This window comes from Candidatus Kryptoniota bacterium, from assembly GCA_036567965.1.
Classification (GTDB): Bacteria; Bacteroidota; Ignavibacteria; order Kryptoniales; family JAKASW01; genus JAKASW01.
Window position 1 is genome coordinate 12209 of record DATCTN010000010.1, and the last position, 12755, is coordinate 24963.

Annotated in this window: 8 protein-coding genes; 6 read left to right on the forward strand and 2 right to left on the reverse strand. The window is 50.5% G+C overall.

Going from position 1 to position 12755, the window contains the following annotated elements; translation table 11 throughout:
* Window positions 1-219: 219 nt before the first annotated feature.
* A complete protein-coding gene (locus tag VIS48_03755) occupies window positions 220-1776 on the reverse strand; it encodes a M28 family peptidase (GenBank protein HEY9165258.1) in 1557 nt (518 codons plus the stop codon).
* Window positions 1773-4046, reverse strand: coding sequence for an NADP-dependent malic enzyme (locus VIS48_03760; protein HEY9165259.1), 2274 nt, complete (start codon window positions 4044-4046; stop codon window positions 1773-1775). The genes VIS48_03755 and VIS48_03760 overlap by 4 nt, the downstream gene beginning before the upstream one ends.
* Before the next feature lie 257 nt (window positions 4047-4303).
* On the opposite strand from VIS48_03760, the gene lon reads away from it, so the two are divergent.
* From lon to VIS48_03790, 6 genes are all read left to right on the forward strand, one after another.
* Window positions 4304-6712 (forward strand): endopeptidase La, encoded by a 2409-nt coding sequence (lon, locus tag VIS48_03765; GenBank protein HEY9165260.1) that lies wholly within the window; start codon window positions 4304-4306, stop codon window positions 6710-6712.
* Complete coding sequence (dnaX, locus tag VIS48_03770) at window positions 6709-8355, forward strand: DNA polymerase III subunit gamma/tau (protein HEY9165261.1); 1647 nt, start codon at window positions 6709-6711, stop codon at window positions 8353-8355. The genes lon and dnaX overlap by 4 nt, the downstream gene beginning before the upstream one ends.
* Window positions 8336-9397, forward strand: coding sequence for a PorV/PorQ family protein (locus VIS48_03775; protein ID HEY9165262.1), 1062 nt, complete (start codon window positions 8336-8338; stop codon window positions 9395-9397). Before dnaX ends, VIS48_03775 begins: the two co-directional genes overlap by 20 nt.
* The gene (locus tag VIS48_03780) at window positions 9372-10007 is read left to right on the forward strand and encodes a DUF1684 domain-containing protein (GenBank protein HEY9165263.1); all 636 of its coding nucleotides are present in this window, start codon (window positions 9372-9374) and stop codon (window positions 10005-10007) included. Before VIS48_03775 ends, VIS48_03780 begins: the two co-directional genes overlap by 26 nt.
* A 279-nt stretch (window positions 10008-10286) precedes the next feature.
* Window positions 10287-12344, forward strand: a complete 2058-nt coding sequence (locus VIS48_03785; protein HEY9165264.1) for a SpoIIE family protein phosphatase — start codon at window positions 10287-10289, stop codon at window positions 12342-12344.
* A gap of 43 nt (window positions 12345-12387) precedes the next feature.
* Complete coding sequence (locus VIS48_03790) at window positions 12388-12738, forward strand: STAS domain-containing protein (GenBank protein HEY9165265.1); 351 nt, start codon at window positions 12388-12390, stop codon at window positions 12736-12738.
* The last annotated feature ends 17 nt before the right edge of the window (window positions 12739-12755 follow it).

Below are 12755 nucleotides of genomic sequence, written 5' to 3' on the forward strand. Positions count from 1 at the left end.
GAAATAGAACCAAAAAAATCGGAGCGGCCGTCGTCATCGAACTTCGTCCAACTAAATTCTGTCTGTTCTCATTCATAATATCGGACTTTTATGTCTTAATATATATTTTGGGGTATTGAATGTCAAGAGGATAATGAATGGAATCACAAATGACAGGCTGCGAAATCCACCTTCAGATAAGAAGGCTTGAAAAGAGCTGCGGGGCGCCAGACCCTGCCGTCAGTTTGGCCTGAGACCGCTCTCGAAGTTTGCGACTTTCCAGCCCGTGAGAAAAATCAGTGAAGCCCGTCTCGCGAGAACAGGGTAGTCAATCTTGTCACTCGTATCGGTCGGCTTATGATAATCGGGGTGATCGCCGCTGAAAAAGAAAATGATCGGGATCTTGTTCTTCGCAAAATTGTACTGATCGCTTCTGTAATAAAACTGGTTCGGGTCATTATCGGAGTCGTAAGTGTACTCCAGTGTCATTTTCTCCGAGGCACTGTCGGCCGCGATCATGAGCGAGTCGAGATGGTAGCTGATTTTCCGGCTCCCGATTACGTACACGTAGTTGCTGTCCGTGTTGAAGTGGACGGAATCAATTCGACCGTCCATGTCTGTGTTGAGATCGGCCGCAATCGACTTCAACGGCACGACCGGGTGAGCCACGAAGTAGCTGGACCCGAGGAGTCCTTTCTCTTCGCCAGTCACAGTTAGGAAGATTATACTCCGTCTCGGTTTGACGGCAGATTTGGCATACGCCTCGGCAATTCCGAGTACCGTACTTGTCCCAGATGCGTTGTCATCCGCTCCATGGAAGATCAAGCCATCGGCAGTCTTACCCAGGTGGTCATAATGCGCCGAATATACCACGTACTGATCGCGAAGCGCGGGATCAGACCCCTCGATCGCGCCTACGACATTTTCAGTGACTCTCATTTCAGATTTGATAATTACGCTTATTCTCCCATTCGTGAGGTCAAACGCCGAAGGCGACCCTGTTGAATCAATCCTCCTTGATATTTGGGTTACTGTCTGATGAAGGTCTGCGAGAAGAGAGTTCGCAGCGGACTCATCAATCATCACCACCTGCATTCCTTTTGCGGCAGCGGCTTCGCGGGTTGCAAGACTCATTGTCTTGGCGCCGAAGAATGAATTCGACTTTCGTCTCAGCTCCGTGAACGACTTCTCTCCGCCTTGAACGGCGATGATTACGGCGGCGGCACCATGCTTCATGGCATTAGTTCTTTTATACAATTCCGATTTCACAAAAATGTCTGTTGAATCCGCAAATCGCGGGTTGCCGCTCAATATCATAACAATCTTATTCGAGGCATCGATGTTTCCGTAGTCAGAGTAAGAATCGCTTTCGAAACCGAATCCCGCAAAAACGATACTTCTGTTCACGACCGTATCCGCCGCGCCAAAAGGCATTATCGTCATGTCTTTGTTGTACCAGAAGTTCATTCCGTTGACAGAGAGGCAAGATGAGTCGCTAATATAATGGACATTCACATCGAAATGCTGGAGATAGGTACCGTCATCGCCGAGAGGTTTCAGTCCGAGCGACTTGAATTTCGAGGAAATGAAAGAGGCCGCCATCCTCTGACCCGGCTCGGTTGTTTCGCGACCCTGGAGAGAATCTGACGCAAGAAAAACGAGAGACGATTTAATTGTTTCAGGATTGATTAGGCGGATAGCGATGAGTCCCGCCCTGTCGTAGTCAACATTCGGCGTACCCGAGAAGCCGAAGGCTGCAACTACCGCGATCAGAAATATATTTACGTGGCATTTCATTTGGTCCCTCTCGCTTTTTGTTTGTCAGCTGCCTCGACCGCGCATACGGCTGCTATATTGACTATCGCGTCGACATCGCAACCCTGCTGCAAGACGTGAACGGGTTTCTTCATTCCCATCAGGATGGGCCCGAGGAGTGACGCTCCTCCGATTTTGCCGACCAGTTTGTATGCGATATTTCCCGCGTTGAGATCAGGGAAAATAAGCGTGTTGACTCCGCCCCGCAAGCTTGAGAACGGGTAGACACTTTCGAGAACATCAGGCGAAAGAGCGACGTCGGGCTGAATCTCTCCATCGATGACAAGTTCAGGAGCGAGTTTGCGCGCGATCTCGACCGCTTTTTGAACCTTGATTGACTGCGACACCCTCGTCGATCCGAAATTGCTGAAGGAAAGCATGGCGATTCTCGGGACGATATTGAATCTCTTTACTACTTCTCCCGTCATTGTTGCTATCTCTGCAAGCTCTTCGGCCGTCGGATCGACGTTAACAGTAGTGTCCGCGAAGAAATACGTGTCGCGTTTCGTCATGACAATGTACAATCCAGCCACCCGGTTTCTCCCTTCCTCCATTCCGATTACCTGAAGCGCGGGCCGAATCGTGGTCGGGTACGCCTGGGTAAGTCCGGAAACCAGCCCGTCCGCGTCGCCCAGGTGTACCATCATCGCGCCGAGGTAGTTGGGACGGTCGACCAATCCTCCAGCATCCTCCCGTGTTATCCCTTTCCTGCGACGTAACTGGTACAATTGCTCGACATACTCTTCCCGTTTCTGAAACTGAGAAGGATCGATAATTTCAATACCTTCCAGATCCACTTTCAGCTCGTGTGCCTTTATTTCGATTTGCGACTTCTTTCCGAGAAGCACAGGACTGGCAATCTCATCGTCTACGATTGTCTGGGCAGCATATAGTATCTTTGCCTCCTGTCCTTCGGGGAACACGATTCGCATTCCGCTCCCATGGGATTTCGTGAGGACTGTTCTGACCACACCGCGTGTGATGCCCATTCTTTCTTCGAGCTGGTAGACATACTTGTCCCAGTCGTCGATTGGTAATCTTGCGACTCCGGTCTCGACTGCTGCCCTTGCTACTGCCGGTGCAACCCATGTGATCACTCTTGAATCGAAAGGTTTTGGTATTATGTATTCTCTCCCAAATTCGAGATCGATCCCGCCATAAGCTCTCTTGACAGAATCAAGGACGGGTTCTTTCGTCAGACTTGCCAGTGCTTTGACGGCAGCGATCTTCATTTCATCATTTATAGTGCGAGCCCTGACATCGAGAGCTCCCCTGAAAATAAATGGAAACCCGAGGACGTTGTTTACCTGGTTCGGGAAATCGCTTCGCCCGGTGGCCATGATGAGGTCCTGGCGTGCCGACACGGCATCTTCGTATGTAATTTCCGGGTCCGGGTTCGCCATCGCGAAGATTATCGGGTTCGGCGCCATCGATCGGACCATGTCCTTCGTTACGACATTTGCCACGGAGAGTCCCACGAAGACATCGGCTCCCGCCATCGCCTGCGAAAGAGTTCTGAGATCTGTCTGTCGCGCAAATTGCTCCTTGTACGGGTTCATACCGAAAGGCCTCCCCTTATAAATGACACCTTTCGAATCGCACATGATGACATTTTCCAATTTTGCCCCGAGTTTGATGTACAGCTTCGTGCATGCGATCGCCGCTGCCCCCGCACCGTTTATGACAATTTTTACTTTCGATATGTTTTTCTTTGCAATCTCAACGGCGTTCAGGAGTGCCGCGGAACTGATGATCGCGGTTCCATGCTGGTCATCGTGAAAGACCGGAATGTTCATTGTCTCTTTGAGTTTCTCCTCGACGTAGAAACAATCCGGAGCTTTGATGTCTTCGAGATTGATTCCGCCGAAAGTAGGCTCGAGTGCCTTCGCAACCATCACTATTTCTTCAGGCGTCTTCGCGTTGATCTCTATGTCGAACACATCTATATCGGCAAATCTCTTGAACAGAACCCCCTTTCCCTCCATTACGGGCTTGCCCGCCAGCGGGCCGATGTTCCCGAGGCCCAGGACCGCGGTCCCGTTTGATAACACCGCGACCAGATTCCCCTTGGATGTGTATTCATAAACCAACTCAGGATCCTTATCGATGACTCTGCAAACTTCTCCAACGCCCGGCGTATAGGCCAGCGAAAGGTCTCTCTGCGTTACGCACGGTTTAGTGGGGATTACTTCGATCTTTCCTCTCCTCCCAACAGAATGGTATTGGAGAGCATCTTCAACGCGAATTTTCATTTGATACTCCTTTTTGAGCTCGTGCGTTAAATCCCGATTTGTGTCGGGTATTATTCAGCCACCTCGATGTTGCGAAGCGGTCGCATGCAAGATTTGCCAATGTGTTTAAAAGTTAGTCAGGCCGACTCGAAAGTACAAAGCAAACTCCCGCGTCTGCAGCCCCTCATTCGCCATATCTGCTCAACCTTGTTTCGCCCTGCGAACTCTACTATATTCTTCGAGCAATCCCAATCGGTTTTCTATGCAACGGAGAATTCTTGAATAGTTTCGAAGAATTAGATCACGTAAGCGATATAGAAAAGCTGGAAGACATTCCGACGCATCTTCCTGTCCTGCCGCTAAGAGACTCAATTGTCCTCCCGTATATGCTTTTCCCGATACTTGTCGGAAGAGAACAATCAGTTGAAGCAGTAGAACATGCGGCAAAGGGCGAGAAATTTATTCTACTTGTCGCTCAGAAGGACGGGACACTTGAGGACCCGACTAGAGAAGAACTGTATAAGGTAGGAACGGTCGCGCGAATTCTACAGATCCTGAAACTCCCCAACGGTCTGTTGAAAGTACTTGTCGACGGCGTCGCGCAAGCGTTCGTGAAGAAATTTTACGACGAAAAGAAAATCCTTTACGCTGAATTCACGATTAACATACAGCCCTCAAGGAAAGACGTAGAGCTGGACGCTTACGTCAAGCACGCCGCACAGCTCTTCCGGGATTATGTCAGGAACAGCCGCGACATCCCGCCCGAGACGCTCATGTCGTTTGAGAACATGAGGGAAGCCGACCGCAGGTTCTATTACATCCTCGCAAATATGGAGCTGTCGATCCAGGAGAAGACTGATCTTTTCAGCCTTAAGAGTCTCGGCGAGCAATATGAAAAACTTATAAAAATATTGTCTGAAGAGATAAACATCCTGAAAATCGAGCAGGAAATAGACAATAAGGTACAGGACAGCATTCAGAAGAACCAGCGGAAATACTACCTGCAGGAGCAGGTCAGAATAATGCAGGACGAGTTAGGTGACGAAAGTCCGTCGGGAGAAATGGGGGCACTGAAAGAGCGGATTGAGAAGGCGCATATGCCCGAGGCGGCAAAAGCGAAGGCTGTCGATGAGCTCGATAAGCTCAAGCGAACTCAGGCTTTTTCGCCGGAGGCAACGGTGATCCGCAATTACCTCGATTGGCTCCTGGATGTGCCATGGCACAAGAAGACGCGCGATAATCTGGACATCGGACACGTCAGAAAAATTCTCGACGAGGATCATTACGGCCTCGATAAGCCTAAGGAGCGTATCGTGGAGCAAATTGCCGTCTTGAATCTCGTCAAGGAAATGCGTTCCCAGATACTTTGCTTTGTCGGGCCGCCTGGAGTCGGCAAGACTTCGCTTGCCAAGTCGATCGCACGGGCGGTCGGGAGAAATTTTGTGAGGCTATCCCTGGGCGGCATAAGGGACGAAGCCGAAATAAGAGGCCACCGTCGAACATACGTCGGCTCGCTTCCGGGTCGCATCCTCCAGGCGATGAAGAAAGCGGGAGTCGTGAACCCACTTATGCTCCTCGACGAAGTGGATAAGCTTGCGATAGATTTTCACGGTGATCCCGCCGCAGCTCTCCTGGAAGTTCTCGATCCTGAACAGAACCATTCGTTTCAGGACCATTACCTGGAAGTCGACTACGATCTGTCGAAAGTTTTCTTCATTACTACGGCGAACGTGCGCGACAATATTCCAGAGCCGCTTCAGGACAGGATGGAGATCATCGAGTTGCCGGGATATCTCGATTACGACAAGCTGGAGATTGCCAGGGCTCATATCATCCCGAAGCAGCTTGCCGCTCACGGGATAGACAGCAGGCTGGCGAAGTTTGACGAGGACTCGCTTATAAAAATCATTCGTGAGTACACATGGGAAGCCGGAGTAAGAAACCTCGAGCGTGAAATAGCTGGCATTTGCAGGAAAATCGCGAAAGAAGTTGTCGCCCAGAAGAAGAAAGACGTAAAGAAGATCGCGCCAGTAATGGTAGACGAAAAGAAAGTGGAAGCTTTCCTCGGCGTGCCGAAGTTCCAGTCAAAACAGATCGATCACGCGAACAGAGTTGGTGTAGCTCTGGGACTTGCGTGGACCAGCGGAGGTGGCGATATTCTTAACATCGAAGTGATATTGATGGATGGACCAGACAGGTTGCAGCTGACCGGCAGGCTCGGAAATGTCATGCAGGAATCTGCACGCGCAGCACTGACTTACGTGAGGGCAAACGCGTCTCGATTCGGAATCGCGAAGAATTTTTATAAGGGAAAAGAAATTCACATTCACGTCCCTGAAGGCGCAACTCCCAAAGATGGTCCTTCAGCCGGTTTGACAATGGCGGTCGCACTCATTTCCGCGGCAGGGAAAAAGCCCGTCCGAACCGATGTCGCTATGACGGGAGAAATCAATCTGAACGGAGAAGTGCTGCAGATCGGCGGACTGAATGAAAAGATGCTCGCGGCAAAGAGATACGGAATAAAAAAAGTCCTGATTCCCAAGTCGAATATGAAAGAGATGACGGAGATTCCCGCAAAGCTGAAGGAGGGGATCGAGATAGTACCCATCGAGAGAATAGAAGAGGCAATCGTTCACGTCTTTGCCGGTGGTTCTAAGCGAAAGAAGCGCGTCAGGTCGAAAAGATGACGTATCTCGTAACCGCGCGGAAATGGCGCCCGATGCGCTTCGAAGAAGTGACAGCTCAAGAGCACGTCACGGTCACGATTAAGAACGCTATTCTCCGCAACAGGATCGCTCACGCATATCTTTTCAGCGGACCGAGCGGAGTTGGGAAGACGACAACTGCAAGAATACTCGCAAAAGCGATCAACTGCCCGAATGTCAAAGATGGCGAACCTTGTAACGAGTGCGACATTTGCAAAGAGATTACCGAGGGAAGAAGTCTGGACGTCATAGAGATCGACGGTGCCTCGAACCGCGGGATCGACGAAATACGCGACCTCCGCGAATCAGTCAGGTATTCGCCATCGAGACTTAAATACAAAGTGTACATCATTGATGAAGTGCATATGCTGACAAAGGAAGCGTTTAACGCGCTTCTCAAGACGCTGGAGGAACCGCCTTCCTATGCACTCTTCATACTCGCGACCACCGAACCGCACAAGGTTATTCCCACGATTCTCACCAGATGCCAGAGATTCGACTTCAAACGCATCGAGATTGAGAAAATAATCGAACGTCTTAAGTTCGTGGCGAGCCAGGAGAAGATTGCGGTCGACGAAGAATCGTTCGTCACTATTGCCAAGAAAGGCGACGGTTCGATGCGCGATGCCTTGAGCATCTTCGACCAGGTCGCGGCGTTTTGCGGCAACGACATCAGACACGACGTGGTCGTCAATGCACTCAGTCTCGTGGACAGCGAATTGTTTTTCAGGACCACCGAACTCATCGCTGCCTCCGACTCCAAAGGTGCCATCGAGATGGCTGCTCAAATCGTATCACGTGGTTACGATTCGCTCGATTTCCTGGAAGGACTCGCTGAACATCTGCGCAATCTTCTTATAGCTTCAACTACCGGCAAATCAGATCTTATCGAGGCCTCGGAGGATCATAGGAAGCGATACCTGGAGTCGGTGAAGAAATTTGAAAAGCTGGATCTGATGCGTCTCCTGAAAATAACGACTGAAGCGATGCAGCAGATCAAATACGTCTCCCAGCCGAGAATAAAACTTGAAATGACTCTGCTCCAGCTGGTCAATCTGGAGCGGTCGGTACAGCTGCGCGATCTTATGCAACAGATTTCGGAAATAAAAAAAAACTTGAATAGCGGTCCTCAACCCGTCACCCGGGCTCCGCAAGGAGTTCAATTGTCGGATACTATCAAGGAATCAAGACAGGCATCTCTTGATAGAAAGATTCAGCCGGCGACTAATCCGGATCGGAATCCATCGCGTCCGCCCGACAAGATAGCCGAAGAGAGACCTGCGTACGGCAGCAAAGACGGATCGTACCAGGAAATCACAGTCAGGTGGGATGAATTCCTTCAGTACGTGCAGAAAGAAAGAATCGCAGTCTGGTCCAACTTGATCAATTTCAAGCCTCTCGGGATGAGGAACGGTTGGTTGATTCTCGGCGCGCCTAACGAGATCATAATTGGCATGGCTAGACCGTACAAAACATATATACAGGAAGCGATCCTCCGCAACCTCGGAGTTCGGGTCGCTATTGATTTCACTATCGCAGAATCCGAGCAACCGGTGTCCAAGGCGAGCGACGACCCGATGGCGCGATTTCTCAAGGAGGAATTCGGTGCTGAGCCTCTCGAATAAGTGTAGGATGCTGGTATGCGGAGCGGCCCTTGCAGTATTTCTTCCGGCGGCATCGCAGGCAAACGCGCAGGGACTCGCGCTCGCAAAGTATGGATCTGATTTTCTGTCGATCGGTGTTGGCGGGCGAGCGTTGGCGATGGGTAGCGCTTACACGTCTGTCGCGAACGATGTCACTGCGGGCTACTGGAATCCCGCGGGACTTTCAAGGATGGAATTTCCCGAGATCGCATTGATGCATGATCAGCGCTACGGCGACCTCGTCAGTTACAATTACGCGGCCGGGGCCATCCCGCTGACGAGCGACGAGACGGTGGGAGTAAGTATTATCGTGTCGAGTGTGAGCAGCATCCCGAACACTCAGCTTGCCGGCGTCGACGCTAACGGGAATCCGATTCCTCCGACCAATAATTTTGTGGGAGACTTGGGCAGAGTTGATCCCACAAAAGTCACATTCTTCGGCGTAACGGATGTTGCCCTGATCGGGAGCTATGCAAGGCGGGCGGGGGACAATTTCTCGTACGGCGCTAACGTCAAGTTCATTCGTCGAAGCATAGGCTCGACTTACGGCACCGGGATCGGGTTCGACGTCGGGGCGCTATATTCGCCTATCAAGAATTTATCACTCGGCGCGAACCTTCAGAACGCCACGACTACCGTGGTCGCCTGGACAACGGGCACGACAGAGGTCATGACGCCGACACTCGCGACAGGCGCCTCATATTTATTCAACGTTGGATCCTTCGCAGCTTCTCCTGCTCTGGATCTATTATTCAATTTCGATAACATGCGGTCTTCGACCGATGCTCATTTAGGATTCATCAGCGCGGATGTGCGGGCGGGAGCGGAAGTCTCATACAAGAATGTCATAGCCGTTCGCGCGGGATTCAACGAGGTAAAGCAGTTCGCGGTCGGCGCCGGCATACATCTGCCGAAACTCCTGATCGATTACTCATTCGCGAGGTTCTCCGCAACGGACGCCCTCGGAGATACACACCGGATTTCGCTTGAACTTGTCCTTGAAAACAACAAGAGCGAAAAGTAATCTCGTAGTTTTCTTATCTGCCCTCACCCTGAGCGGATGCTCTGGAAAATACGAGCAGGTTAGGTTCACTTCCTCTGAACAATCACGTTACGCGGCAATACTCGCCTCCGACCGTATACGCAAGGACAATTTCTTCAAAAGAGACCCGGCTTCTCCGCTTACTTCCGACGAGCGGAAGTCGTTCGAACACCTTTCTTATTTCCCTCCAGATTTCAACCTCATTTTCAAAGTCCGGCTCATTCAGAACGTTAAACCGGGCAATACCTCGATACAGGCGACAGGTGGGGAGACCCGATCGGCAGTTCGATTCGGAACGTTTGAGTTTGCAGTCGACGGCAAGCCGGTCCGTCTGACGATTTACAAAATGTCTGAGGACGCATCTAACGAACTGTTCCTGCCGTTTAAGGACCTGACTTGCGGAGTGGATTCATATGCCGGTGGACGATATCTGGATCTGGAGGAGAACTCTTCTCAGGAATACGTTTTGGATTTCAACTACTGCTACAATCCCTACTGTTCCTATAACCACGGTTACAGTTGTCCGATCGTCCCGGAAGAGAATAGAATCGATGTATCCATCCCCGCCGGTGAAAAGTTGCTTGGTAAATGAGCCGGGAAGGAAAACCTGCCGACTTGTGACAGCTCCTTGAAGGAACGGTCTCAGCTTTCGCACTGCAATAATTTGAATCATCCTGAATATTCTTCGCAAGTAATTCTGATGATCGTGAAATGAAATGAACAATGGTGTTCGTTTGACTGAGGAACGAACGACTTGGTCCCGAGGTTCTCGTTCCATCGACACACTTGGCAGCGCGATGATTCCGCGCGAATTCCCCAATTTTGTAACAAATCATTGCAGAATGCGAACAGTAGAATTAGATTACATCACATGCGAATCAATTTAAAGAATAGCCTCTACTTAGTAGCGGCGGGCACACTTGCGCTTGTGCTCCTGGTCTACGATTGGATCAGGGTCACGATCAATCTCGATGCGCCCGTACTCAACACCCTCAGGAATTTATTTTCGGTTGTCATCTTTGTATTCGTGTATGCCGCTTTAAGTTCAATCAAGAGCCGGAAGCAGCTCGGTCCGCTGGAGATTTTGACGAGGCTCGTCGGATACGGATTCATCACGGCCGCGGTAATCTCGGCGTGGGGGATATTCCTGGAGGAGAGGGGGACCGAGGCCGGAGTATTCGCGCCGCAGAATTTCATCCAGCTCCTCGCGACCACTGTGTTTGCGCTCGGACTGGCCGCACTTATTTATCAGCTTCTCTACTTCGTGAGAACTCTGATCTACGTCAAACCGGAAAAGAAGGTCAGGAGAAGATTCGAAATCTTTATGGGGCTCGCGATCGCGGTGGGAGTAATCAATATTTTCGGCTCGTCGGCATTTGTCAGGGTGCTGTCGACTGCCGCATTCGTCCTCGCGGTCACGCTGGCGGTCCTTCACATAGTCAGCGTGAATTGGATCGTTTTTCTGTCGAGGAAAGAAAAGTACAAGTCGCTCGGTCTGACATTCTTCCTGATGCTTCTATTCGGGTATTCCTACGCTTCCGTGGGTCCTGCCGATCTTGCAGGGGGAGTAATGCGGTTTTACAGTGTGCCGCTCGAAGAATTCGCCAAAGTTATCTTCCTGTTCCTTACGATCTATTTCTCTCTCGCTTTCATAGTCACAGTTTTTCACATTCCTACAAGCGGAGTCTTTGAGAAAAAGAAGCGTGAACTCGACTCTTACCAAAATCTCAGCAAGGTCATAACGAACGTGATGGACACGACGGAAGTGCTGAACAACACTGCAGCTGTCGTGGGCACCGTTACACAGGCAAATAAAGTGTGGATCGAGCTCCGAAACGGAGGTCATTCCGATTCAGAGGGAAATTTCGTCGTAAGTGCGACTCATCGTACGAGTCAGTATGAGCTGTCCGCATTTAATTTCGGAAAAATCAGGGAGCAGGTGCAGGAAAAGAAGAAGGTGGTTGTCCAGGACTCGGCCGAATTCCACAAATACGACCTGATCAATTTCCCTGCGAAGTCTCTTATTGCTGTGTCGCTTACCGCTCATGATGAGTTCATAGGCATACTTTACGCGGCTCACGACATGCCACTTGCTTTTGACCAGGATGAGATATCCACTGTCAGCGCCTTTGCGGATACAGCTGCGGTAGCTATTCAGAACTCTCTCCTATTTACCAAGTCGATAGAAAATGAAAGGCTCCAGCATGAGCTCCGCATCGCTCATGAAATGCAGATGAAACTTCTGCCTCTGTCGTTTCCTTCGTCCGAAAAATTTGACACCGATTTTCTGGCCTTTCCCGCTTTTGAAGTAGGTGGGGACTACATCGATTATTCGGTGCTTGACGACAGAAAATATGCGTTTGTCGTAGGAGACGTATCAGGAAAGGGAACCTCAGCCGCATTTTATATGGCATTCATGAAGGGTGTGTTCCAATCTCTCTCCGCGACGGCGAAATCACCGTCTGAATTCATGATGGCTGCCAACGAAGCGGTTGTGAATACTCTCCAGAAGAATTTCTTTATTACGTTAATTTACGCGATGCTCGACACGAAGAGCGGCGAGATTAATTTGCTTCGTGCCGGACATACACCTGCAATCCTGATCAGAGACGGAAGCAGCAGACTTATCAAACCGTCCGGCGTCGGACTGGGGCTCGAGCAGTCAGTGGACTTCGGAAAGCACCTTGAGGAAGCGAAGATCTCGTTGAGATCCGGAGACACTCTTGTCCTTTATACGGATGGCGCGACCGACCAGCGAGATCCGAGCGGTGAAGAATTCGGCGAGCAGCGATTCTGCGAGCTCTTGACCAGGTTGAGCTGCGGCACTCCCACGGAGATTAAAGGAGGCATCATCCGGGCTCTTGCGGAACATTCGCAGGGAACGGATGCCGTTGACGATACAACCGTTCTCGTTTTGAAATGGAAGTGAGGAATGAAGTGCTGAAAATTTTTTATGAAAGCCGGAGGAAGGTATGAATGAGTTTAAAGTGCTGACTCGTGATTCGGGCAATGCTGTCGTTATGGAGCTTCACGGCTTCCTCGACGCGCATACGGCTCCGGAACTCGAAAAGACTTTTACAGAACTCATAGGTAAGGGCAAATACAACATCGTGGTGAATTTCAACGAGCTCAGCTACATCTCAAGTGCGGGCCTCGGGGTATTCATGGCTTACATCGATGAAGTGCGAAACAACCACGGAGACATCAAGCTGACCAACATGCAGCAAAAGGTCTTCAATGTGTTCGATCTTCTCGGGTTTCCTTTCCTTTATGAGATTTACAGGGACCAGACCGAAGCATTAAAGAAGTTCGGCGACCACTGACTCGTGTATCACCTTCA